The organism is Bacteroides sp. AF39-16AC (genome assembly GCF_003602735.1).
GTDB classification, from domain to species: Bacteria; Bacteroidota; Bacteroidia; order Bacteroidales; family Bacteroidaceae; genus Bacteroides; species Bacteroides uniformis.
The window spans coordinates 1-25,519 of the sequence record NZ_QTLN01000011.1; the positions used below are offsets into that span (position 1 = coordinate 1).

Consider the following 25,519-nt stretch of genomic DNA (forward strand, 5'->3'; position numbering starts at 1 on the left):
GGGCACTGAAAAGTGCCCTTTCGAAGGGGGATGCCCTAAATTGAGTGCTTACAGTTGGAATGTAAATGTGCTGGAGAAGTAATGTCGCATGTGAAGTGCTTTGTTTGTTAATATGTAGCGAAAAGATGTGAAGGGTTATGAAGAAGCTCTTCACCTTTGACGAAAGTTCCAAATATGTTGTGGTGGCTTCGGTAGACAGGATAATTGACGATGGAATTTTAAATGGAGTGGGTATCTTTGAGAGATTGTTCCAACTTTTAGGTATATAGTGACATCTATTAGCATCATTGTTGAGAAGAATATTCTCATCAGCGATGTGCGGATAAGGATACCTTCAACTTTCATCAAGTTCTCTATGAGCAGTGCAGAGTAGCAGGCATTTACCGAAGCCTATCTATTCTTGCTACATAGATTTATCGCCTACGGTTTGAAATTAAGCGAAGTAAATATTCAATTTAGAGTTATTAAATAAAAAGAGGCTCTTTGAAAGTTCTTTACTTTAGTATCAAATGGAGGTCTTGTTTTATGGAGAATTATTTTACTGACCATAAAGAAAGTGTTCGTTAGGGAAGGGATCAATAAGGAAGGTAATGCTACCACTGAGGCTTTCAACGGTCATAACTGAAATGAACATCCATCAGATTGTCAATTCTGTTTTCACCTCCAATGCTTATATACTGTCTGTTGAGGGGAAAGATAGGCATGTATTGATAGATATTGGGGATATTGCTCCTATAAAGCAGTGTGTTCAGGAAAAGTGCGGAACGGTACAAGCCTTGTTTCTGACTCATACTCATTACGACCATATTTATGGTATAAAAGATTTATTACGATTGTATCCTGATTGCACAGTTTACACTTCCTCTTTCGGCAAGGAGGCTTTAGGTTCGGATAAACTTAATTTTTCCCGTTATCACAATGATCCTGTAATATGGATGGGAGATAATGTGACGGTTTTACATGAGAATGATAAAGTGGAAATATTTCCGGGAATTTTCGTGGAAGTGTTTGAAACTCCCGGACATGATAAAAGCTGCCTTACCTATAAAGTCGAGAACAATGTTTTCTCGGGTGATTCATATATCCCGGGTGTTAAAGTCATTGCCTCATTCCCTAATAGCGATAGGGAAGATGCACGGATCTCGAAAGAACGTATCATGGAATTAACAAAGGATTGCAGTCTGTATCCCGGTCATGGAAACATTTATGAGTAAATTATTCCGATATCTGGAAAGGATTTATAAAGCCGTTTCCTTTCTTTTTATTCCCCACTATGTGAGGAATCCGGAGTCTGATCATTAAATAATCACATATATATTTATGGATAAAACTATTTATCTCTGCCTTGCCCATATGAGCGAGGAGGGTATTGAACAGAAATATGTAAAAGAAGCCTTCGATACGAACTGGGTGGTTCCTCTTGGTCCTAATGTGAATGCTTTTGAAGAGGATTTGAAACGTTTTGTAGGCGAAGGTAAGGAAGTGGTGGCACTTTCGGCCGGTACGGCGGCAGTACATTTGGCTCTGTTGGCTTGTGGAGTGGGACAGGGTGACGAAGTGATTGTACAAAGCTTCACATTCTGTGCGTCTTCGCATCCGGTCACTTATCTGGGGGCTGTTCCGGTATTTGTGGATTCTGAGAAAGAAACTTGGAACATGTCTCCGGAACTGTTGGAAGAAGCCATCAAGGACCGCATTGCCAAGACTGGAAAAAAGCCAAAAGCTATTGTTCCTGTGGCATTGTACGGCATGCCCTATGACTGTACACGTATCATGGAGATAGCCGATAGGTATACTATTCCAGTGGTGGAAGATGCTGCCGAAGGTTTTGGCTCCCGTTTTAAGGGACAGGTACTGGGGACGTTTGGCAAGTTCGGGGTGCTGAGCTTTAACGGTAACAAGATGATTACTACCAGTGGCGGTGGTGCGTTGATTTGTAAAGATGCCGAAAGCAAGAATCAAATCATGTGGTATGCCACGCAGGCTCGTGAGGCTTATCCTTATTACCAGCACGAGGCGATAGGGTATAACTATCGCATGAGCAATATATGTGCAGGTATTGGTCGTGGTCAAATGACCGTTGCCGATAAGCATATTGCACATCACCGACATGTGCAGGCTCTCTATAAGGAACTGCTTAAGGATGTGGAGGGGGTATTGCTGCATGAAGCTCCTTCGGCTGATTATGACTCTAATTTCTGGCTTTGTACAATCACTCTGGACTCTTCACTTCGCATCAAAGGGCAGGAAAATGCTTATAAGGATGTTATCAGGACTGCCGTAGGTGGTGCTGCAGGTGTGATTCATGCCGTAGATTGTGCTACAACAGATTGCCAGCCCAACGAGAATGTGGAGGCTTTGCGTGCTTTTATGCTTGGCAAAAAAATAGAGGCACGTCCGGTTTGGAAACCGATGCACAAGCAGCCGGTCTATAAGGATGCTCCGGCTTATATCAATGGGGTATCCGAAGCTATTTTTAAAATTGGTATGTGCCTTCCTGCCGGGCCGTGGGTGACTGATGAAGATGTATATTATATCGTGGAGTGTATAAAAGAGGCCATAGTAAAATAATAGATGAAAATACAGCTTTTTAACTACGACCTTGACAACGCTGTCGGTTGCCAATACGTTTGTCAATGCGGATTTCATCTATACCGTTGTCTGTTCCGTTCTAGTCTTCTGCTTCTTCAATTTCTGCAAGCGTGCCAAATATTCACCGCCTGATGCTTCATGAGAATATCGGACTACCGCATCGCAAACATCTTATCAGATTATGGCGAATGAGCTGAAGATTCCCCATGTCATAGTATCTTTGACCTATATGGCAGTACAGGCAATCATCATCGTAGGATATATAATGTGTTTGGATTCAGGTTACTGGTATCTGCTATGTACCATCCTCTTGTTAAGTCTTATTTATGTCTGTTTCATGAAGAGGTATTTTGGATTACATCAATCAATTTGAAATAAGCTTTCCTTTTCTTGATGATTGTAGGAATTAATATTATCTTTGTCATTGAAAGGAGAAAGTAATATGGATACTTCTATTAATTTGTCAGATAATTATTTGGATAAATTATTGTCACTAAGTGATGAGATGAAATTGCGCATTATAAATAAACTGTCGGAAAGTTTATTAAATAATGGCAGTAGGCGGCATGTACATGTTGGAAAAGTGAAGACTGAGAAAAATGATTTTGTGTTGCCCAAGGATATTCAGGAATTAATAGGTATAGCTTCGGGGATAGAAGATGCAGAAGATGAACGTCTTAATTATCTATTGAACAAATGATAAAAGCTTTTATTGATACAAATGTCTTAATAGACTTGTTATTGGAAAGAGACGGATGTCAAGATGCTGCCACTATTCTGTTGTGTCAAAAAGAGCAGAAATGTTCTTTGTTTTTGTCATCATTGACTATGGCAAATATTGCATATATTCTTAGAAAGAAATTTAAAGGAATAGCACTATATAATGCTTTAAATAAACTGAAGACATTCTTTTCTGTTGTTAGTTTGACAGCTGATAATGTTGAATCGGCTCTAATGTTACAAGCTACTGACTTTGAAGATGCATTGCAATATTTTTCTGCAGCCAATATACAAGCTGATGTTATTGTGACAAGGAATGAAAAGGATTTTTATTTTTCACAAATAAGTATTACGTCTCCTAAATCTTTTCTTGAAAGCATATCTTGATTAAGTTGGCTTACTTGAACTGATAACTTGTAAATCAATACTTTATGAACTTATCTCAGAAAACAGCTTCAGCGAGGCTGTTTTCTTTGTTTACAGGCAAATATATCCTCACCTTTGCATTGTTGAACAACAAAACGAGATGAAAAACCATGTTGAATTAAAAATGTAAAAAGGAGAAAGAAAGTATGCCTTTATTTTATTATGCAAGACAGTCGTCTCTGGCGACGAAAGAGGGTGCCAAACTTTGGCATCTGAGTTTGAAGAAAGTGGGAAGAGCCGTAGATGCACAACAATTGGCTGAGGTGATTGCCGAGAAGTCTTCCCTGACTCCGGGTGACGTACATAATGTAATCCGTAACCTGATGACGGTAATGAGGAGCCAGTTGCTGAACAGCCGTACGGTGCGTCTGGATGGCCTGGGCACATTCACCATGAAGGCCCGTACGCGAGGTAAGGGAGTGGCAAAATCTGAAGACGTGAATCCCAATCAGGTGACTGCTCTACGCTGCCAGTTTACTCCGGAATACACGCGCCCGGCTGCTATCGGCACTACGCGTGCCCTGCTCCAGGGTGTGGAGTTTGAGAAATGGACGGGAGTGGTGACTGACGGTAAGGATGATGCCGGTGATGGTGGTAATTCCGGTGGCGGTTCCGACGGTGACCAGGGAGAGAACCCGTTAGGATAAGATGTATTTACTAATTTTGAAAGATTAAGACTATGAAAAAGAACGTTTGGGACAAAATTTTGAAGGTAGTGATAGCTGTTGCTTCCGCCATATTGGGAGCTTTAGGCGCCAATGCAATGAATGTATAAATTGTAGATTCATGTAGTAATATTAGGGGAAAGGCGGTGAAGGAAAAGCACTTCATCGCCTTTTTGTTATTTTCTTCATTTATAATTCCCTGCCAACCAAAAAATCTTATTACCTTTGCAGGTCACTTTTGGAAACAATAAAAATGTAATGATATGAATATCTCTTATAATTGGTTGAAAGAGTATGTCGATTTCGATTTGACACCGGATGAAGTTGCTGCGGCACTGACCTCCATCGGACTGGAAACGGGAAGTGTGGAAGAGGTGCAAACCATTAAAGGCGGACTGGAAGGACTGGTCATCGGCGAAGTGCTGACATGCGAAGCTCATCCTAACTCAGACCATATGCACGTCACTACGGTGAACCTGGGACAAGGTGAACCCGTGCAGATTGTATGCGGCGCTCCGAATGTAGCTGCCGGACAGAAAGTGGTAGTAGCCACGTTGGGTACAAAACTGTATGACGGTGACGAATGCTTTACCATCAAGAAATCAAAACTTCGTGGCGTGGAATCTGTCGGCATGATTTGTGCTGAGGATGAAATCGGTATCGGTACGGACCACGCAGGCATCATCGTACTGCCGGAGACAGCTGTTCCGGGTACGCTTGCCAAGGACTACTATAACATCAAGAGCGATTACGTACTGGAAGTGGACATCACTCCCAACCGTGCCGATGCTTGCTCACATTATGGGGTGGCACGCGACTTGTATGCCTACTTGATACAGAACGGTAAACCGGCTACTTTAAAGAAACCTTTGATAGACGCTTTTGCGGTAGAAAATCACGACTTGGATATTAAAGTAACTGTAGAGAACAGCGAGGCATGTCCCCGATATGCCGGCGTTACGGTGAAAGGGGTTACAGTGAAAGAAAGCCCCGAATGGTTGCAGAACAAGTTGCGTATTATCGGCCTGCGTCCTATCAATAATGTGGTGGATATTACCAACTATATCGTCCATGCTTTCGGCCAGCCGTTGCACTGCTTCGATGCAGATAAGATTAAAGGCAGTGAGGTGATTGTAAAGACCATGCCGGAAGGTACTCCGTTTGTAACTCTTGATGGCGTGGAGCGTAAATTGAACGAACGCGACTTGATGATTTGCAACAAGGAAGAGGCGATGTGTATTGCCGGTGTATTCGGCGGTCTGGATTCCGGTTCTACGGAAACCACCAAGGATGTGTTCCTTGAAAGTGCTTACTTCCATCCCACATGGGTGCGCAAGACAGCCCGTCGTCATGGATTGAACACAGATGCTTCTTTCCGTTTTGAAAGAGGTATTGACCCGAATGCCACTATTTACTGCCTGAAGCTGGCTGCTTTGATGGTAAAGGAACTTGCCGGAGGTACCATTTCTTCTGAAATAAAAGATGTGTGCGCCGCTCCTGCCAAGGATTTCCGTGTGGAACTTGCCTATGAGAAGGTGAACTCACTGATTGGTAAAGTTATTCCGGTGGATACCATCAAGAGCATCGTGACAAGTCTGGAAATGAAGATTGTAGACGAGACAGCCGAAGGGCTTACACTGGATGTTCCTCCTTACCGTGTGGACGTGCAGCGCGATTGCGATGTAATAGAGGATATTCTGCGTATCTACGGATATAATAATGTGGAGATTCCGACTACCTTGAAGTCTTGTCTGACTACCAAGGGTGAATATGATAAATCCAACAAACTGCAAAACCTGGTTGCCGAGCAGCTGGTGGGCTGTGGTTTCAATGAGATTCTGAACAACTCGTTGACGCGTGCCGCTTACTATGACAACTTGGAGTCTTATCCGTCGAAGAATCTGGTAATGTTGCTGAATCCGTTGAGTGCAGACTTGAATGCCATGCGTCAGACACTGCTTTTCGGTGGATTGGAAAGCATCTCGCACAACGCCAACCGTAAGAATGCAGACCTGAAATTCTTTGAATTCGGTAATTGTTATCACTTCAACGAAGAAAAGAAGAATCCGGAGAAAGTGCTTGCCGCTTATTCCGAAGACTATCATCTTGGTTTGTGGGTGACTGGCAAGAGGGTGACCAACTCATGGGCTCATCCGGATGAGAACAGCTCGGTATATGAGCTGAAGGCATACGTTGAGAATGTCTTTGCCAGATTGGGGCTGCACATGCATGATTTGGTTGTCGGCAATCTGACTGATGACATCTATGCTGCCGGTTTATCCGTACAGACAAGGGGGGGAAAGCGGTTGGCTACTTTCGGTATTGTAACAAAGAAGCTGCTGAAGGCATTCGATATTGACAACGAGGTTTACTATGCCGATTTCAACTGGAAAGAATTGTTGAAGGCCATCCGCAATGTGAAGGTGAGCTATACGGAAATCTCCAAGTTCCCTGCCGTGAAACGCGACTTGGCATTACTGCTCGACAAGAAAGTGCAGTTTGCGGAAATTGAGAAGATTGCCTACGAGACGGAGAAAAAGCTGCTGAAGGAGGTTTCTCTCTTCGACGTTTACGAGGGTAAGAATCTGGAAGCCGGTAAGAAGAGTTACGCGGTGAGCTTCCTGCTGCAGGATGAGAATGCCACGTTGAACGATAAGCAGATTGACAAGATTATGTCCAAACTAGTGAAGAACCTGGAGGACAAATTGAATGCCAAGCTGCGTTGATTCATTATTCAGAATTTATAATTCATAATTTAAAATACAGTTCCAATGGGAAGAGCGTTTGAATATAGAAAAGCTGCCAAATTGAAAAGATGGGGTCACATGGCAAAGACCTTTACAAGACTGGGTAAACAAATTGCTATTGCGGTGAAGGCCGGCGGTCCGGAGCCGGAAAACAACCCGACACTGCGTTCGGTTATCGCTACTTGTAAGCGTGAAAACATGCCGAAGGATAATATTGAACGTGCTATCAAGAATGCGATGGGTAAGGACCAGAGCGACTATAAGGGTATGACTTATGAAGGATACGGTCCTCACGGTGTAGCTGTTTTTGTGGATACACTGACCGATAACACTACCCGTACAGTAGCCGATGTGCGTTCCGTGTTCAACAAGTTCGGCGGTAACTTGGGAACAATGGGTTCACTGGCTTTCTTGTTTGACCACAAGTGTGTGTTCACTTTCAAGAAGAAAGACGGTATCGATATGGAGGAACTCATTCTTGACTTGATAGACTATGACGTAGAGGAAGACTACGAAGAGGATGAAGAAGAAGGTACTATCACTATTTATGGTGATCCGAAAAGCTATGCAGCTATCCAGAAACATTTGGAAGAGTGCGGTTTTGAAGATGTCGGCGGTGAGTTTACCTATATCCCGAACGATATGAAGGATGTGACTCCCGAGCAACGCGAAACCATCGACAAAATGATAGAGCGTCTCGAAGAGTTTGATGATGTACAGACGGTTTATACTAACATGAAACCGGAAGAAGGCGGAGAATAATGACATATACATACAAGACGCAAGGTACGTGTAGCAGTAACATCGAACTGAATGTGGAAGATGGTATTGTGAAAGAAGTGGCATTTTGGGGTGGATGTAATGGAAACCTGCAAGGACTTTCACGTTTGGTGAAAGGCATGCCGGTAGATGCGGTGATTGCCCGTTTGGAAGGAATTCGCTGCGGAAGACGTTCCACTTCCTGCCCCGACCAATTGTGCAAGGCATTGCACGAGATGGGGTATTGAGCCTACTGCCTGAAAGAATGGATGAGAGCCCCTGACATTGAAAGATGCCAGGGGCTTTTTTTGAACCTAACATGGAGGTATTTGTTATTATTTGAGTATTTTTACGCTCTTAATTGAACAGACACAATGAAGAATATTTTTAAAGACTTGAAACGGAGAGACCACAAACGCTATCTGGGCGGTCTGGACGTTTTTAAATATATAGGTCCCGGACTGCTGGTGACTGTGGGCTTTATTGACCCGGGGAACTGGGCATCTAATTTTGCGGCAGGGTCTGAATTTGGCTATTCATTGCTGTGGGTCGTGACTTTATCCACTATCATGCTGATTGTATTGCAGCATAATGTGGCGCATCTTGGCATTGTAACCGGCTTGTGCTTGTCCGAAGCCGCTACCAAATATACTCCTTCCTGGGTGTCGCGTCCCATATTGGGTACAGCAGTGCTGGCTTCCATCTCGACTTCGCTGGCAGAGATATTGGGAGGTGCCATCGCTTTGCAGATGCTGTTTGACATTCCCATCATATGGGGCTCTGTCTTGACTACCGTATTTGTAGTCGTCATGCTTTTCACTAATTCCTACAAGAAGATAGAACGTTCCATCATTGCTTTTGTTTCGGTCATCGGGCTCTCCTTTATCTATGAGCTGTTTCTGGTGAAGATAGATTGGCCGCTGGCCGCACAAGGGTGGGTGACACCTTCGTTCCCGCATGGGAGCATGCTGATTATCATGAGTGTGCTCGGTGCGGTGGTGATGCCGCATAATCTGTTTCTGCACTCGGAAGTGATACAGAGCCATGAATATAATAAGAAAGATGATGCGTCCATCCGCAAGGTGTTGAAATATGAATTGTTCGACACGCTGTTCTCTATGATTGTGGGATGGGCTATCAACAGTGCCATGATACTGCTGGCTGCGGCAACTTTCTTTAAAAGCGGTATTCAGGTGGAAGAGTTGCAGCAGGCCAAATCCTTGCTGGAGCCGTTGCTGGGGAACAGTGCTGCCGTGGTTTTTGCATTGGCATTACTGATGGCGGGTATATCTTCCACGATAACCAGCGGTATGGCGGCAGGTTCTATCTTTGCCGGTATTTTCGGAGAATCCTATCATATCAAAGACAGTCACTCGCAGGTGGGTGTGATTCTGTCATTGGGTATTGCACTGCTGCTGATTTTCTTTATCGGAGACCCGTTCAAAGGACTGCTGATTTCACAGATGATACTGAGCATCCAGCTGCCGTTTACGGTTTTCCTGCAAGTGGGACTGACTTCTTCACGCAAAGTGATGGGGCAGTATGTAAACAGCAAATGGAGTACATTTGTACTTTATGCCATTGCTGCGGTGGTCACTGTGCTGAATATCATGCTGCTGGTATCCGAGTTGACATCTTGAATAATTCATTTCTAAGAAATCAAATAAGTATGAAGATTATTACATATAACGTAAATGGGCTACGGGCTGCCGTGACAAAAGGTTTTCCCGAGTGGCTGGCACAAGAGCAGCCGGATGTGCTTTGTTTGCAGGAAACAAAGCTGCAACTGGAACAGTATCCGGCAGAGGCGCTGGATGCTTTGGGGTATAAGCATTACCTATATTCTGCACAGAAGAAGGGGTATAGCGGAGTCGCTATTTTGAGCAAGCAAGAACCGGACCATGTGGAGTACGGCATGGGCATTGAAGAATATGATAACGAAGGGCGCTTTATCCGTGCCGACTTCGGTGATGTGTCCGTTGTGAGTGTTTATCATCCTTCCGGTACCAGCGGTGACGAACGCCAGGCCTTCAAGATGGTCTGGTTGGAGAAATTCCAGGAATATGTATTGGAGCTGGAACGTACGCGTCCTAAACTCATTCTTTGCGGCGATTATAATATCTGCCATGAGGCAATAGACATTCACGACCCTATCAGGAATGCCACCAACAGTGGCTTCCTGCCTGAAGAGCGGGAGTGGATGACGCGCTTTCTCAATGCGGGATTCATAGATTCCTTCCGTTGGCTTCATCCCGACAAGCAGGAATATACGTGGTGGAGCTATCGCTTTAATTCACGTGCCAAGAACAAAGGGTGGCGCATTGATTATTGCATGGTGAGTGAACCGGTGCGCCCGATGTTGAAGGAGGCGAGAATATTGGGTGACGTTGTTCATTCGGACCATTGTCCGATGTTGTTGGAAATTACAGAATAATGATGATGGAAACAAAAGACAGAATCGAAAAAGCTGTGGAGCTTTTCAAGAGTGGCTATAACTGTTCGCAATCGGTAGTGGGAGCTTTTGCAGATATGTATGGCTTTACAGAAGAGCAGGCTTTCCGGATGTCCGCCTCTTTTGGTGGTGGCATAGGTCGTATGAGGCAGACATGCGGTGCTGCATGCGGCATGTTCCTATTGGCCGGATTGGAAAAAGGAGCTGTGGAAGGCAAGGACCGTGAAGGTAAGGCGGCAAACTATGCGTTGGTGCAGGAGCTGGCTGCTGAATTCAAGAAACGAAATGGCTCTTTGATATGTGCTGAATTGTTGGGGTTGAGAAAACCGGAAGGTTCGTCCGTTCCGGAAGCCCGTACCGAGCAGTATTATGCTAAACGCCCGTGTGCCAGGATGGTAGAGGTAGCTGCCCAAATTTGGACCGAATACCTGGAAAAAACGTCCTCAAAGTAAGAAAAAAGAACTTTTTTACTCCTTAGTAAGAAAAAAAAGTGCCTAATAACGTGTTGTATAACATAAATATACCTATCTTTGCAGCGATATAAAAACACCGACATCTCTATCTTTGGAGATGAGGATAACGTTTAACTAAAAGCAAATAGAAATGTTAAAAGAAAAAGCTGGTAATGTTGCAGGACAGATTTGGACTGCACTGAATGGCACAGATGGCTTGACTCACAAGCAAATCAAGAAAGCAACTAAACTGATCGACAAGGACTTCTTCCTGGGATTGGGCTGGTTGTTAAGAGAAGACAAGGTTTCTACTTCTGAAGTGGAAGGCGAATTGTTTGTAAAGCTGAACTAAGCGAGGAATTGATTGGAATGTTATAAAAAGATGCGTTGGTACATGAATATGTTATCAACGCATTTTTTTTATTTGCTCTGTTTTCACTATCTTTGCGCACCCATTAATAGATAGTTATTGACAATGAAGAATATACGAAATTTTTGCATTATTGCCCATATCGACCACGGTAAATCAACCTTGGCAGACCGTCTGCTGGAATTTACCAATACTATACAAGTAACTAACGGACAGATGCTGGATGACATGGACCTTGAGAAGGAAAGAGGTATCACCATCAAGAGCCATGCCATACAAATGGAGTATACCTATAAAGGTGAAAAGTATATTCTGAACTTGATAGACACTCCGGGACACGTGGACTTCTCGTACGAGGTGTCACGTTCCATCGCCGCTTGTGAAGGAGCCTTGCTTATTGTAGATGCTTCGCAAGGAGTGCAGGCGCAGACCATTTCAAACCTCTATATGGCGATTGAGCATGATTTGGAGATTATCCCCGTCATCAACAAATGTGACATGGCAAGCGCCATGCCCGAGGAAGTGGAGGACGAAATCGTTGAACTGTTGGGCTGCAAGCGTGATGAGATTATCCGTGCTTCCGGCAAAACAGGCATGGGAGTGGAAGAGATTCTGGCTGCGGTCATTGAGCGTATCCCTCATCCGGAGGGTGACGAGGAAGCTCCGTTGCAGGCGTTGATTTTCGATTCTGTCTTCAATTCTTTCCGTGGTATCATTGCATATTTCAAGATAGTGAACGGTGTGATTCGTAAAGGGGATAAAGTGAAATTCTTCAATACAGGCAAGGAATATGATGCGGATGAAATCGGAGTGCTCAAAATGGAAATGATGCCACGTCCGGAGTTGCGTACGGGGGATGTGGGCTATATCATCTCGGGTATCAAAACCTCTAAGGAAGTGAAAGTAGGTGATACGATTACGCATATTGCCCGTCCTTGCGAAGAGGCCATCGCCGGTTTTGAGGAGGTGAAGCCGATGGTTTTTGCCGGTGTGTACCCCATCGAGGCAGAAGATTTCGAGGACTTGCGTTCTTCTTTGGAGAAGTTGCAGTTGAATGATGCTTCGCTGACTTTCCAGCCTGAGTCTTCATTAGCTTTGGGCTTTGGTTTCCGTTGCGGTTTCCTTGGGCTGCTCCATATGGAGATTGTGCAGGAACGCCTTGACCGTGAATTTGACATGAACGTTATCACCACCGTGCCCAACGTTTCCTACAATATCTATGACAAGCAGGGAAATATGACTGAAGTGCATAACCCCGGCAGCATGCCCGACCCTACTATGATAGACCGTATTGAGGAGCCCTATATCCGTGCCTCGGTGATTACCACCACTGATTACATCGGCCCTATCATGACTCTTTGTCTGGGCAAGCGTGGCGAGCTGGTGAAGCAGGAATATATTTCAGGTAACCGTGTAGAAATATACTATGATATGCCTCTTGGCGAAATAGTTATCGATTTCTATGATAAATTGAAGAGTATCTCTAAGGGATATGCCTCTTTTGACTATCATCCCAACGGTTTTCGTCCTTCCAAACTGGTGAAGCTGGATATTTTGCTGAACGGTGAGCCGGTGGATGCTCTTTCTACCTTGACACACTTTGACAATGCCTACGAATTGGGACGCCGGATGTGCGAGAAGTTGAAAGACCTGATTCCGAGACAGCAGTTCGATATCGCCATTCAGGCTGCTATCGGTGCCAAGATTATTTCCCGGGAAACGATTAAGGCTGTGCGTAAGGACGTAACGGCCAAATGTTATGGAGGTGACGTGAGCCGTAAACGAAAATTGCTTGAGAAACAGAAGAGAGGTAAGAAGCGTATGAAACAGATTGGTAATGTGGAGGTACCTCAGAAAGCGTTCCTGGCAGTCTTGAAGCTGGATTGATGTCAAAAGGATGAAATCTTAAATCAAATATACTTCTTTATGATTATTTTACGTACTGTGAAAAACTTCTCGTCGCTGAATATAGCGGCGAGCATCTTGCTGTTTTTGATGGCTATTTTGGCGGCCGTTATTGCTAATTCGCCGATGGCTCCGTTGTATCAGGGCTTTCTTTTGCAGGAACTGCATCTGCGCATCGGAGACTTTAATTTGTTCTCCCATGGCGGTCATCCGTTGAAAATGATTGAGTTTATAAACGACTGCTTGATGACTGTTTTCTTTCTGGCTGTGGGGTTGGAGATAAAGCGGGAACTGCTGGTGGGTGAACTTTCTTCCTTTCGTAAGGCCTCTTTACCCTTTGTAGCGGCATGTGGCGGTATGCTGGTGCCGGTCATTGTCTATTCACTTTTGGTCGTTCAGGGTACTCCGGAAACGCGCGGTATGGCTATACCGATGGCTACGGATATTGCTTTTTCATTGGGTGTACTCAGTCTGCTGGGTAAACGGGTGCCTTTGAGTCTGAAAATTTTCCTGACGGCATTTGCAGTGGTCGATGATATTGGCGGCATTCTGGTTATTGCCATTTTCTATAGTTCCGAAGTGGCATACGGATATCTTATTGTAGCTGCTGTCCTTTATTTCTTCCTTTACTATATGGGGAAATTCGGTATGACACAGAAGATATTCTTCCTGCTTATCGGGGTAATTATTTGGTATTTGTTCCTTCAGTCGGGCATTCACAGCACTATTTCCGGAGTGATACTGGCCTTTGTAATACCGGCCCGTCCCCGTTTGGATGCCGGGAAATACATTAAACGCATCCGCGACATTATCGGTGATTTTCCGGTTACCAAATCAGATAATATTATATTGACCAATGAGCAGATTGCCACTCTAAAACAAGTGGAGCGCGCTTCTGATCATGTAATTAGTCCTTTGCAATCCCTGGAAGACAATTTGCATGGTGCGGTAAACTTTGTGATACTGCCGCTCTTTGCCTTTGCCAATGCCGGTGTGGTGTTCAGTGGAGGCGGTGGCGTTGTTGGAGCTGTTAGTATAGCGGTGGCTGCAGGATTGCTTCTTGGCAAGTTTATCGGTATTTTTCTGTTTACCTGGCTGGCGGTCAAGAGTGGTTTGTCCTCAATGCCTCCGGGAATGAATTGGAGAAGTGTTGCCGGAGTATCCTTGTTGGGGGGTATTGGCTTTACGGTATCTTTATTTATTGCCAACCTTTCTTTTGCAGGAGAATATCCGGATCTGCTGAACCAGGCGAAGTTTGGTGTATTGCTGGGAACGATTGTTGCCGGTATGTTGGGATATATGGTACTGAATGCGGTGTTGCCGAAGGTTAAGAACAAATAGATCTCCACTTTGGAATACTGGACGAAGAATCGGTTCTTTAGGGATATTCGGTAAATCCTCTGAAAGATAAGTTGGGATGTGTCAATGATTTAAGAAAACGTATTCTTTGTTACAGAAACAGAAGAAATAGTCCATTATTCTTAAAAAACATTCGTATCTTTGCTGATACAAGTCGAAAAGGACCTTCCGGATATGAAGCACATAAAGGCAGTTGCCGGATACATATTGATTCTTTCTCTCTGCCTCGTGTGTGCACACCCTGCCCATGCGGAGACACGGCGTATTGCGCTGATACACTCTTTCGAGCCGGGCTATCCGCCTGCTGCGAAGGCTCTGGAACTGTTGCAAAAAGAGTTCAGCCTTCTCGGCTTGGACTGCGATGTACGCGAATACTATCTGGACTGCGACCGCTACATGGAGGAGGCAGAAAACCTCCGTATGGCCGGTTTCGTGGACGACCTCTCTGCCTGGGGAGCCGAGTTGATAGCCGTGCTCGACGACCAGGCTGCCTATGCGCTGATGGCATGCAGACACCCGTTGGCGCATGAAATACCCGTTGTGTTCAGCGGTGTGAACTATCCCAACATATCTCTGCTCCTGCAATACCCCAACATCACGGGCTATGCCGACACGCCCGATTACTTGCGTACCATACGCATGATAGAGAGTATCATGGGAAAGTCGCGCATCTGCCTGATGAACGGACAAGTGTTTCTGGACCGCAAGATATGGCATGCGTTGAATGAGCAGTGTCGTGGGCAGGGGTTCGCCATCGTGACCTCTACCGAGGGTGCTTACTTTGCCGGTTCCTCCTATCACCGTGTGCGCGAGAGGGAGACTATCAGCCCTATACTGAAACGGCAGAACATAGACGTGTTGCTGGACACCACGAAGATTGTGCGCATGACGAGCGACTCCATAGCGATACGCCATCTGATGTGGCTGGGACGCGGCGACAATACGTTGCTGCTCTACACCAAGCGAGACTATACCACCAAGCGTGTGGGCATGCTCTTCGACAATCCCACGTTTCAGACCATCAACGAGGGCTTCGGCTTTGCCGACTACTTGCTGGGAGGATATTTCACTCCACTGGAAAGCCAGATAAGATACATGGCGACCGGTATCAAGGAACGCCTCGAAGGGCGGATGCCCCGGCAGCAGGTGACGGAATGCGCCAAGCAGTACGTGCTGAACTGGCATGTGCTGCAGAAGTATGGCATCCCGCTCGAGAGCATTCCGGCAGAGTACACTGTGATGTATATCCCTTTTTCGGAGCGCTACCGCTATCCTATACTTATCGGTTCCATCTTGGGCGCAGTCTTCGTGCTGACGGTGATAGTCTTGCTCTCCTTCAGCCTGCTGCGCGAACGCAGGCGCAAGCGTGAGGCATTGCGAAACCTCCTCTACGAGCATGAGACCCTCTGCCTGGCCATCGAAGGAAATTCTACCTACGCCTGGCGACTGGAGGGAGATTCCGTGTCCTGCGACTCGCAGTTTTGCGAGCTTATTCATCATCGCCCCGGCAGTCTTCTGCTCGATGAAATCACTCCCTACATCCATCCCGACGACTTACCCGCCTTCCGCAAGAACATAGCGGCAAGGCATGAACGCACGCACCACAAGGGGCAGTATCGCTGTAACTTCACCGGTGAGTTCCAGTGGTGGGAGTTCAGCTACAATACCATCCACACCCCCGGACACGCACCCATCATAGCCGGATTGCTGCAGAATATCCAGGAACTGAAAGACCACGAGCAGGAGCTGATAGAATCCCGCGAGCTGGCGGAGCAGGCCGAGCTGAAACAGTCGTTCCTCAACAACATGAGCCATGAAATCCGCACTCCGCTTAATGCCATTGTCGGCTTCTCGGACATGCTGGCTAACGAGCCGGAGTTCTCCGACGAAGAGCGGCAGGAGTTTGTGGACATTATCAACACCAATACCAAACTGCTGCTGAAACTGGTGGGCGATGTGCTGGAACTGTCGCGCATCGAGTCGGGTAATCTCTCGTTCACCTTTCAGCGGGAGAGTGTGCGCCGGCTGCTCGATGACGTCTATCAGACGCATAGCCTGCTTATCCGGCCGCCGTTGCAGTTCCTCAAGGATTTCCCTCCCGAAGATGTGCAGGTGAATGTAGATCCCATGCGACTGACACAGGTACTCACCAACTTCCTGAACAATGCCAACAAGTTTACGAAAGGAGGCAGCATCCGGCTGGGGTATTGCTGTCCGTCCGGCATGAGCGAGGTACATCTTTATGTGGAAGACACCGGCATAGGCATTCCGCACAGCGAGCAGAAGATGATTTTCGAGCGTTTCTACAAGCGCAGCGAGTTTTCCCAAGGCGTCGGGCTGGGCTTGTCCATCTGTGTGCTCATTGTCGAAAAGATGGGAGGACGCATCGAACTCCAGTCCGAGGAAGGCCGTGGAAGCCGTTTCACAGTGGTACTGCCTTGTATTGAATAAATCCTGATAACTCCCTCTGCCTCCCTTCATCTTCCTTCTCCCTCCTTTCAATGAAAAAGACCATGCAAGTTCTTAAAATTTGTAATCGTAATGTAATGGCTTTATATATAATTTTGCGTACTATTGCCTTTATTTTGAGACATATAACGTTTTAAGGAGCTAATTTAAAAGAGATTATGTTAAAGAAAGTGGGGGCATACTGACGGTGCTGCTGGTACGGGATTTCCGGGACAACCCTTATTGTTTTTGGCTTTCTTTACTTTATTGTATTTCAACCTCCATAATCACTGGATTGTGGTCGCTGCACAAATCCAGGTCCGGAGAGTAGTATGCAATACCCTTCAGGCTGGGGGAGTGGAAGATGTAGTCAATACGCAACATGCGTTTGGCATAGCGGTAGGTGTACATGTATCCGTTTCCGGCAGTGCGGAATCCGTCTTTGAGGGTTTTCCTCAAATGATGGTAGGTGTAGGAGGAAGGTATTGAGTTGAAGTCGCCGCATAGCAGCACGGGATAGGGGCTGGTCTTGGCGTAGTGGCTGATGACGTAAGTCTGCGTGGCCCGCTTCATGAAGTTTTCGTGCAGGGTGCCTGCGGCATCTTTGGCTGCCTGGACTTCGCGGCGGGTGTCGTCGGTGGCCAGCTCGCGTTCCCACTTCCTGCGCTTCTGGCTAACGCTGGTGGTCTGCAGGTGGTTGTTTATCAGACGTATGGTATCCGTACCCATCACTACATCGCACATCATGCTACAGTTGGAGCTGTGCTGGTAAGTGATGAAACGGTGGTTCGCCAATGGATAGCGGCTGAATACGGCGATAGGCAGTACGCCCTTGACGGAGTCTTCAGAAGGGATGAGCGCGTGTGACCAATGCGAGAGTACGCGCCGTATGCTGTCTGTGGGGAAGTCACTGTTGTCTCCGAACTCCTGGAAGCACAGCACATCCACGCCCTCCTGCTGCATGTACCGGGCTATCTCCTTGCAGGAATAACCGGTAATCTCACCTCCAAAGTTGTGTATGTTGTAGGTGGCTATCTTCAGATACTTGCCTGCCGGGGTCTTGTCTTTCGGCAGGTGGAGCTGGAAGACAGACGTCAGATATCCCCAGTTGCAGAAGAATGCCACCAGCGGAACCAGTGCCCAGCGCTTACGGGCCAATGCCCAGCAGAGTGCCGTTATCAGATTGACAATCAGGAGTACGGGCACTGCCAGCCCCAGTAATGGCATGATGACGGAATCGACCGGAGCTACATTTCCTGAGAAGGCTGCCATTATGGTGATGGTGGCCAAGACGAATGTCGCTGCTATCAGACAGATGTAGAACAGACCTTTTACGGCGGATTTTCCCATGTTGTTTGCTTATTTATTCACTACGTTCACCGGCTTGCCGTCTTGGTAGGCCTTGATGTTCTCGAGCATAATCTGCATGAGGCGTTCGCGCGCGGCGGTGCTTGCCCAGGCAATGTGCGGAGTGATGTAGCAGTTGCGGGCGGAGAGCAACGGATTGTCGGCACGGGGAGGTTCTTGCGAGAGTACGTCTACGCCGGCGGCATAGATGGTACCGTTGTTAAGTGCATTGGCAAGGTCTTGTTCGTTGATGAGAGGGCCGCGTCCGGTATTGATGAGAATGGCGGTGGGCTTCATCAACCGAAGCCGTTCTGCATTCACCATCTCGCGGGTGGAGTCGGTGAGGGGACAGTGCAGACTGATGATGTCACATTCGCGGAACAACTCGTCCAGCTCCATCTTGCGGATTTCGGGAGGAAGCTGGAAGTTGGTCTTGGAGGTGTAGGCACATACCTTCATACCGAAGCCGATGGCGATGCGGGCGGTGGTGAAGCCGGTGTGGCCCAGGCCTACGATTCCAAGCTTCTTTTCGCGCAGTTCGATGAGAGGCGTGTCCCAGAAGCAGAAGTCCTTGCTTGCTGTCCAGCGGCCCCGGTGCACCTCTTCAGAGTGGTGTTGCACTTGCTGGGTGATGTTCAGAATATGGGCAAAGACCATCTGGGCAACGGAGTCGGTGCTGTAGGCGGGAATATTGGTGACAATGATGCCGCGTTCTTTGGCAGCGGCGGTGTCTACGATGTTGTATCCGGTAGCCAGCACACCGATGTATTTCAGTTCGGGCAGTGCCGCCATGTGCTCGGCGGTGAGCACGGTTTTGTTGGTCAGCAGGATTTCTGCACCAGCGGCGCGTTCCAATACTTCCGCAGGGGCGGTGCGGTCGTAGATGGTGCACTCGCCCAAGGCTTGCAATTCGTCCCAGCAAAGGTCACCGGGGTTGGCGGCATAGCCGTCTAATACTACTATATTCATGGAGTTATGAGTTATAAGTTATTTGTTGTGGGGATTTTCTGTATCCGACTTTTAATCTCTAACTTTTAATTTTTAATTTTAATTGATAGTTTACCATTTCTTTTCCTCTCCCCAGAGTTGCTGCATCCGTTCCTTGTGCTTCTGCTCGGCAGGGTTGAGTTGTGGCTCCCAGATACGGCGGTCTTTCAATTCGTCGGGCAGGAATTGCTGCTTGACGAAGTTGCCGGGGTAGTCGTGGGCGTACTTGTACTTCTCGCCGTAGCCCAACTGCTTCATCAGCTTGGTGGGCGCATTGCGCAGGTGCAGGGGGACGGGGAGGTTGCCCGTTTCGCGTACCAGTTCCAGGGCATTGTTGATGGCCATATAGGCTGAATTACTCTTGGGGCTGGTGGCAAGGTATATGGTGGCTTCTGCCAGGGGGATACGTCCTTCGGGCCATCCCACTTTCATCAACGTGTCGAAGCAGGCGTTGGCAAGTAGCAGCGCGTTGGGGTTGGCCAGTCCGATGTCTTCGGAAGCGGAGATGACGAGGCGGCGAGCTATGAAGGCAGGGTCCTCACCGCCTTCTACCATGCGTGCCAGCCAGTAGATGGCGCCATCCGGGTCGCTGCCGCGAATGGATTTGATGAAAGCGGAGATGATGTCGTAGTGCATCTCGCCGTCCTTGTCGTAGGCAAGAGGGTTCTGTTGAAGGCGTTCGGTCACCATGTCATCCGTGATGAGGACAGGGTCGGTGGCTTCGGAATCTATCACCAGTTCGAGGATGTTGAGCAGCTTGCGGGCGTCTCCTCCGCTGAAGCGGAGCATGGCAGTGGTTTCTTTCAGTTCTATTTTCCGTTCCTTCAGCACGGTGTCCGTGGTGATGGCGCGTTGCAGCAGTTCCAGCAGGTCGTCCTTCTCCAGTGACTTCAGGGTATAGAGCTGGCAGCGGGATAGTAGCGGGCGGATGACCTCGAACGAAGGGTTCTCCGTGGTGGCGCCTATCAGCGTCACGGTGCCTTGCTCCACGGCTCCCAACAGCGAGTCTTGCTGCGACTTGCTGAAACGGTGTATCTCGTCGATGAAGAGGATGGGACTGGCTTGCGAGAAGAAGCGGTTGCTCTTGGCACGCTCTATCACGTCGCGTACATCCTTCACACCGCTGGTCACGGCACTAAGTGTATAGAAAGGGGTTTCCAGCTTGTTGGCGATAATCTGTGCCAGGGTTGTCTTTCCCACTCCCGGAGGGCCCCATAAGATAAACGAAGAGATACGTCCTGCATCAATCATCTTACGCAGCACTGCACCCGGTCCCACTAAATGTTTCTGACCGATATATTCATCTAATGTTCTTGGTCTAAGCCGTTCTGCTAATGGTTGCATAGTATGTAACTCTTAAAAAATCATTAATATCATGAAGCGTATACCGCCCTTCTTCACTCCCGGTATATCCGTATAGGTCAGTCGGCGTACATATTCTATGTGGAGCAGCTTGAAGATATTGTAGATACCTACACTGGCTTCCACATAGGGAGTCTTGCCCATGACGTGGCTGGTGGGTACACCGTCGCGCATGGGGAAGAGGAACAAGTCGGGATTGTTGCTCTTGTATGGGTTGTTCTTGTCCGTCAGCGTGCCCCACAGACCACGGATGCGGAACATCTCGCGCCACTTCAGCTTCTTGATGAGCGGGATGCGGTTGAAGAGTTTTCCGTTCATGTCGTAGCTTAGGTTGAGGGAGGCGTAACGGTCGTTCAGGAACTCCATGTTGTTGATGAGGTTGAAGGACTCGTTGTTCTGCGTGATGTACGAGAGGTTTGCCATCGGTAGGTTCAGCAGGGGGAAGGGAACGGTGTTCCATTGCGCACCGGCACGTGCCGTTACGTCCAGCTTGCCCCACGAGCCGAGCCAGAAGCGCTTCCGGATGCTGGCTTCCGTCAGGTTGAAGTTGTACTCTCCACCCAGCACACCCTTGAATCCGGCGGTGTGGGAGAGGGTGAAGGTGGGCGCATCCAACGATACGGGCACGCGGCGCTGTTTGGTGTTGACGAAGGTTTCGCCGGGAGCGTAACGCAGGGTCACACCCAGCTCGGTAGTGGTGATGTCGTGCACCAGCGTATTCTTTTCATCCCACTGTCCGGGTGTTTCTCCGTTGTTCTTCCAGTATTGCAGTTGCCCCGCAGGCTGGTCGTTGCGGTGGCGTGCCATGGCCTGTACGGAGAAGCCGGTATTGGTTTCCAGCTCGTAGGTCAGCGTGGCATCGCGCATGTAGGACATCTGGTCTACCGTGGTCCATTTCCAGCCGACAAATAAGTTGTCCTTGTCCGTGGCGAGGTACTTGTCCATGGGAGACATCACGTCGTAGGTGTACTTGAAGGCGATGTAGTGCTTCGGGAACTCCCACAATACGTATTCGCGTTTGTTGAAGGAGTAGGCCACCTGCCCGGAGTAGAACCATTTCTTGTCCTTGGTTCCGTAGGCGCCGTAACCGCTCAGGCTCCAATGCGGGTCGAGGTTACCGGTTGTCATACCGCTCAGACGGAAACGGGTGCCGTTGACGTAGTTGCTGGTTATCATTGTATTGATAGGACCGAAGTCGAACTTACTGGGATGCTTCTTGCTGCCCGTTTCCACGAAGTTCTCAATCAAGGCTTTCGCTCCGAAGATGACGTACTTGAAGCCGGGAATCTGTTCGATGCGGTTCATGAATACGTCCATCGTGCTCTCCTTCTTGGTGAGAGGCACTTGGCGCACTTTCGCCCAATACTCGTCGCTCTTGGCAAGCATGTTCGCCTCCTTGATGACATTTCCTTTCAGGCGGAAGAGGCGGGGTTCTATCTCTGTGAACTGATAGTCGCTGTACTTGGTGGTCCGCTGTACTTCCAGGCCTTGGATGCCTTTCACAAAGTGCAGTTCCACGGTCATGTCGTCATCGGTCAGCACCCAGTTTCCGTCGGGCAGTTGTTCGAACTGCTGCACGATGTCGAGGTTTTCCACGAAGTTGACACCCGTCTTCTTGGGCAGGTTCATGGTACATTTCTTCACGGCATAGGTGGAGTCCTTCACCACGTAGAGGTGCCCCGTGAAACCGAAGTCCTGCGGGTTCTGGGGAACGAAAGTCAGATGCACGCACTCCTGCCTATCCACCATGAGCGTGTCCATCAAGTAGTATTTGTAGAAGCTGATAGCTCCGCGGCCGATGGGGCTGACGAAGCGGCGTTGCAGCAGGCGGATGTCGTCGTCGTAGATGTTGATGTCGGAGAATACGTCCGTAAGGATGGTCCCCAGCATGTCTCCGGTGTTGAAGAACTCTTCGATACCGGTGGAGTTCATACCTTCGATGATGGTCTTTTCGCTCTTGGGGTTTTTACGGAAAATGGTCTTGCTGGCCGTCTCCTTGATGGAGATGGGTAGAATCATTTTGTTGGTCTTGGGTGATACCTCCACCTGGTCTTTGAAGAAGGAGAATTTCTTGTAGATGCCTTTCTCCATTTTGTCAGGGGTGACGTCGTTGAGCGACATCTTCATCTTTTCGTACTTCTGGTACTGGTAGTAGTCGTTCTCTTCCAGTTTCAGCGCCTTCTTGTTCTCGATGACCTTCTTCATGAACTCCACGGCGGGGTTGTTCTTGCGGGAATATTTCTCCTTTTTGGGCTTCACCACGACCTCGGAGAGCATGATGTCATCCGATTGCAGTTTGACGTTCAGCACCCGGGTGCCGGGTTTCAGTTTTACTTTCTTGGTGATATAGCCTACGGCGGAGAACGTCAGCTCATCCCAGCCTTTGCGGGTTTCCACCTGGTATTCACCGTTTGCGTTGGAGATGCCGCCTACACCTTTCCCTTCATACTGTACGGTGATGTACATCAGCGGTTCGTTCGTGAGGGAGTCTGTGATGACACCCTTTATCTGGGCGGATGCGCTGATGGAGACGAACAGTGACAGCAGGAAAAGGGCGTAAATTGTATATCTTTGCTTCATAAGTTACAGATAATTCGGGCGCAAAGTTAACAAATTAAGGTTAATCAAGAAGCAAATATAGACTAAAGAAACGGGAGATATGGTTAAATGAACGTGAAAGTCGTATGTCTTGTTTGCCGGATACAGATAAAAAACGTACAGAATCCTTATAGAAAAGTTGCCGGATATAAAGGATAAAGTTGCACAACGTATGGAGAAAGTTCTATCCCAAGCCTTGGGATAGAAAGACCCAAGCTTGGGATAAGCGTCCGTAGGTTTGGGATAGACGTTTGCAAGCTTGGGATAGAATTTATGGAGGATTATGAATTGTTGCCGTTCAGTAGTGTCTGTACGATGCGTTCCGCCGTTCGTCCGTCCCAGCGGTCGGGCAGGGTGGTGTGCTTCCATTCTCCGTGCAGCAGCTTGTCGAGCGAGGCGGAGAGAGCGAAGGAATTTTCGCCTACCAGCTCGTTGGTACCGATGCGCCAGGTTTCGGGATGCTCGGCATAGGTATTGAGGGTGATGCAGGGGACGTCGAGGAAGGTAGCTTCTTCGGCGATGTTTCCCGAGTCGGTGACGATGCCCCGTGCCTGGTTGATGAGGAATCCGAAGTGCAGGTAACTCTGCGGAGGCAGGATGTGCAGGTTGGGAGCATTCACTTCCAGCGACTTCACCGCCTTTTGCACGTAGGGGTGTAGCGGGGCGACGATAGGCATGCCGCCGGCCTTCTCGATGACGGTCTGGAGCAGGGAGTGCAGTACGGCTTTCTTCTCCAGCAGGTCGCGGCGGTTGAGGGTGAGCAGCAGGTAGTTCCCTTTCCGCAGGCCGAGGCTGGAGAACCACATGGGCTGCACCAGGCGGTGGCGGTTGAAACGGATGGTGTCAATCAGTATGTTGCCCACGTAGTGGATATATTCGGGTATCATGCCCTCCTGGTTGAGGTTGCGGTTGGCCACCATGCCGGCGGTGAAGAGATAGTCGGAAATGGCGTCCACGATGGTGCGGTTCACCTCGCGGGGCATGTTCATGTCGAAAGAGCGTGTGCCGGCTATGACGTGCGCCACCTTCAGTCCGCGCTTCTTGGCGACGATGGAGCAGCTCATGGTGGCGGTCATGTCATCTACCACCAGTACGACTTGTGCCGGATGCCCGTCCAACTCCCGCTCGAAGGCGAGCATGATGGAGGCTGCCACCTGCGAGTGGTTGTGTCCGGTGACACCGAGGTAGGCATCCGGTTTCCTCATGGAAAGGTCGGAGAAGAGCGAGGCATCCAGGCTGGTGTCATCCTGCGGACCGGTGTAGACGATGCGGTAGGAGATGTTCTTTCCTGCCTCTCTGGCGGCGTCGATGGCGCGGCAGATGGGGGCTATTTTCATGAAGTTGGGGCGTGCGCCCGATACGATTGTTATTCTCATTGTCGTAGTTGGTGAAAAATGATACGACAAAAATACGTTTTCTTAGGGAAATTATTTGTTACTTTGCCTATTATTTTCAGAGTGTCTGTTGAAAATACACACTTATTCAATGTTTAATTTATAATTTTTAATTTTTAATTCTCAAAGTGATAATGCCAACATTTGTTCAGATACTCGATTTCATTGGCACATTTGCCTTTGCCATCAGTGGCATACGCCTGGCCTCGGCCAAGCGGTTCGACTGGTTTGGAGCGTATGTGGTGGGTTTTGTGACGGCCATTGGCGGCGGTACGATACGCGACCTGTTGCTGGACGTCACCCCGGGCTGGATGACGGATCCCATTTACTTGATTTGTACCGGACTGGCCTTGTTGTGGGTCATCCTCTTCGGTAAACATCTCATCCATCTGCACAATACGTTCTTCATATTCGACAGTATCGGCCTGGCACTGTTCACGGTGGTCGGCGTGGGCAAGAGCATCGCGCTGGGCTATCCCTTCTGGGTGGCCATCATTATGGGCAGCATCACCGGGGCTGCGGGAGGTGTGATACGTGACGTATTCATTAACGAAATTCCGCTGATATTCCGGAAGGAGATTTATGCGATGGCTTGTGTGGTGGGAGGAACCTTCTACTGGATGTGCCATCTTCTGGGGATGGAGTCTTTCGTGTGTCAGATTGTGGGCGGTGTGACGGTGTTCGTTACCCGCATACTGGCGGTGAAGTATAGGATTTGCCTGCCTATCCTTTCGGGCAATGAAGAGGAGCAGGAAGGGTAGTCCGTTATCTGCTGTCTGAGAATCTCAGGGATTTTCCGGTGAAATTCCGGGCAATGTGCAAAAGAACTTCAGGTGTTAAAAATAAGATTCCCCGGCATTTGGAACCGAAATGTCGGGGAATCTTTCATATTCCTCGTTCCCCTGATAAGGGGGAAGGAGGATGGGATTGCTAAAG

The 25,519-nt window shown here is 48.2% G+C and carries 22 protein-coding genes and 2 pseudogenes; 19 read left to right on the plus strand and 5 right to left on the minus strand.

Features of this window, described 5'->3' with window-relative positions:
- Positions 1–529: 529 nt before the first annotated feature.
- From DW039_RS10700 to DW039_RS10780, 18 genes and pseudogenes are all read left to right on the plus strand, one after another.
- Positions 530–625 (plus strand): annotated as a pseudogene (locus tag DW039_RS10700) (sugar transferase); the annotation flags it as partial.
- Position 626: 1 nt separating this feature from the next.
- Complete coding sequence (locus DW039_RS10705; RefSeq protein WP_118936621.1) at positions 627–1,214, plus strand: MBL fold metallo-hydrolase; 588 nt, start codon at positions 627–629, stop codon at positions 1,212–1,214.
- A 106-nt stretch (positions 1,215–1,320) separates the two neighbouring features.
- The gene (locus DW039_RS10710; RefSeq protein WP_120381934.1) at positions 1,321–2,571 is read left to right on the plus strand and encodes a DegT/DnrJ/EryC1/StrS aminotransferase family protein; all 1,251 of its coding nucleotides are present in this window, start codon (positions 1,321–1,323) and stop codon (positions 2,569–2,571) included.
- A gap of 55 nt (positions 2,572–2,626) precedes the next feature.
- A pseudogene (locus DW039_RS21260) lies at positions 2,627–2,965 on the plus strand (UDP-GlcNAc--UDP-phosphate GlcNAc-1-phosphate transferase); the annotation flags it as partial.
- A 69-nt stretch (positions 2,966–3,034) separates the two neighbouring features.
- Positions 3,035–3,292 carry a hypothetical protein gene (locus DW039_RS10720; protein WP_035448265.1) on the plus strand — a complete coding sequence of 86 codons (258 nt, stop codon included), beginning with the start codon at positions 3,035–3,037 and terminating at the stop codon, positions 3,290–3,292.
- Entirely contained in the window at positions 3,289–3,699 is a 411-nt protein-coding gene (locus DW039_RS10725; RefSeq protein WP_035448267.1) for a PIN domain-containing protein, read from the plus strand. Before DW039_RS10720 ends, DW039_RS10725 begins: the two co-directional genes overlap by 4 nt.
- A 185-nt stretch (positions 3,700–3,884) precedes the next feature.
- A complete protein-coding gene (locus DW039_RS10730) occupies positions 3,885–4,385 on the plus strand; it encodes an HU family DNA-binding protein (RefSeq protein WP_016273556.1) in 501 nt (166 codons plus the stop codon).
- A 32-nt stretch (positions 4,386–4,417) separates the two neighbouring features.
- Complete coding sequence (locus DW039_RS20920) at positions 4,418–4,513, plus strand: smalltalk protein (RefSeq protein ID WP_005828262.1); 96 nt, start codon at positions 4,418–4,420, stop codon at positions 4,511–4,513.
- Between the two features lie 153 nt (positions 4,514–4,666).
- The gene (gene pheT, locus DW039_RS10735) at positions 4,667–7,129 is read left to right on the plus strand and encodes a phenylalanine--tRNA ligase subunit beta (RefSeq protein WP_120381935.1); all 2,463 of its coding nucleotides are present in this window, start codon (positions 4,667–4,669) and stop codon (positions 7,127–7,129) included.
- A 45-nt stretch (positions 7,130–7,174) separates the two neighbouring features.
- A complete protein-coding gene (locus DW039_RS10740; protein WP_005828265.1) occupies positions 7,175–7,912 on the plus strand; it encodes a YebC/PmpR family DNA-binding transcriptional regulator in 738 nt (245 codons plus the stop codon).
- Positions 7,912–8,157, plus strand: a complete 246-nt coding sequence (locus DW039_RS10745; RefSeq protein ID WP_005836420.1) for a TIGR03905 family TSCPD domain-containing protein — start codon at positions 7,912–7,914, stop codon at positions 8,155–8,157. Before DW039_RS10740 ends, DW039_RS10745 begins: the two co-directional genes overlap by 1 nt.
- Positions 8,158–8,283: 126 nt before the next feature.
- Entirely contained in the window at positions 8,284–9,549 is a 1,266-nt protein-coding gene (locus tag DW039_RS10750) for an Nramp family divalent metal transporter (protein ID WP_057259189.1), read from the plus strand.
- A 29-nt stretch (positions 9,550–9,578) separates the two neighbouring features.
- Complete coding sequence (locus tag DW039_RS10755) at positions 9,579–10,343, plus strand: exodeoxyribonuclease III (protein ID WP_120381936.1); 765 nt, start codon at positions 9,579–9,581, stop codon at positions 10,341–10,343.
- A complete protein-coding gene (locus DW039_RS10760; RefSeq protein ID WP_034532774.1) occupies positions 10,343–10,813 on the plus strand; it encodes a C-GCAxxG-C-C family protein in 471 nt (156 codons plus the stop codon). The genes DW039_RS10755 and DW039_RS10760 overlap by 1 nt, the downstream gene beginning before the upstream one ends.
- A 151-nt stretch (positions 10,814–10,964) precedes the next feature.
- The gene (locus tag DW039_RS10765; protein WP_005828272.1) at positions 10,965–11,165 is read left to right on the plus strand and encodes a winged helix-turn-helix domain-containing protein; all 201 of its coding nucleotides are present in this window, start codon (positions 10,965–10,967) and stop codon (positions 11,163–11,165) included.
- 123 nt (positions 11,166–11,288) lie between these two features.
- Positions 11,289–13,070 carry a translation elongation factor 4 gene (lepA, locus tag DW039_RS10770; protein WP_005828274.1) on the plus strand — a complete coding sequence of 594 codons (1,782 nt, stop codon included), beginning with the start codon at positions 11,289–11,291 and terminating at the stop codon, positions 13,068–13,070.
- 39 nt (positions 13,071–13,109) lie between these two features.
- Positions 13,110–14,429, plus strand: a complete 1,320-nt coding sequence (gene nhaA, locus DW039_RS10775) for a Na+/H+ antiporter NhaA (protein ID WP_005828276.1) — start codon at positions 13,110–13,112, stop codon at positions 14,427–14,429.
- 192 nt (positions 14,430–14,621) lie between these two features.
- A complete protein-coding gene (locus DW039_RS10780; protein ID WP_120381957.1) occupies positions 14,622–16,898 on the plus strand; it encodes a PAS domain-containing sensor histidine kinase in 2,277 nt (758 codons plus the stop codon).
- 261 nt (positions 16,899–17,159) lie between these two features.
- On the opposite strand, the gene DW039_RS10785 is transcribed toward DW039_RS10780, so the two are convergent.
- From DW039_RS10785 to DW039_RS10805, 5 genes are all read right to left on the minus strand, one after another.
- Positions 17,160–18,245: an endonuclease/exonuclease/phosphatase family protein gene (locus DW039_RS10785; protein ID WP_119979736.1), complete on the minus strand. Its 1,086-nt coding sequence runs from the start codon at positions 18,243–18,245 to the stop codon at positions 17,160–17,162.
- Between the two features lie 9 nt (positions 18,246–18,254).
- A complete protein-coding gene (locus DW039_RS10790; RefSeq protein ID WP_005828282.1) occupies positions 18,255–19,211 on the minus strand; it encodes a D-2-hydroxyacid dehydrogenase in 957 nt (318 codons plus the stop codon).
- Between the two features lie 90 nt (positions 19,212–19,301).
- Positions 19,302–20,573, minus strand: coding sequence for a replication-associated recombination protein A (locus DW039_RS10795; RefSeq protein WP_005828284.1), 1,272 nt, complete (start codon positions 20,571–20,573; stop codon positions 19,302–19,304).
- 12 nt (positions 20,574–20,585) lie between these two features.
- Positions 20,586–23,171 (minus strand): DUF5686 and carboxypeptidase-like regulatory domain-containing protein, encoded by a 2,586-nt coding sequence (locus tag DW039_RS10800; RefSeq protein WP_057253355.1) that lies wholly within the window; start codon positions 23,169–23,171, stop codon positions 20,586–20,588.
- Positions 23,172–23,470: 299 nt separating this feature from the next.
- Positions 23,471–24,565: a UDP-N-acetyl glucosamine 2-epimerase gene (locus DW039_RS10805; protein WP_022401058.1), complete on the minus strand. Its 1,095-nt coding sequence runs from the start codon at positions 24,563–24,565 to the stop codon at positions 23,471–23,473.
- 152 nt (positions 24,566–24,717) lie between these two features.
- On the opposite strand from DW039_RS10805, the gene DW039_RS10810 reads away from it, so the two are divergent.
- On the plus strand, positions 24,718–25,344 hold the full coding sequence (locus DW039_RS10810; protein ID WP_005836440.1) for a trimeric intracellular cation channel family protein: 627 nt from the start codon (positions 24,718–24,720) through the stop codon (positions 25,342–25,344).
- Positions 25,345–25,519 lie beyond the last annotated feature (175 nt).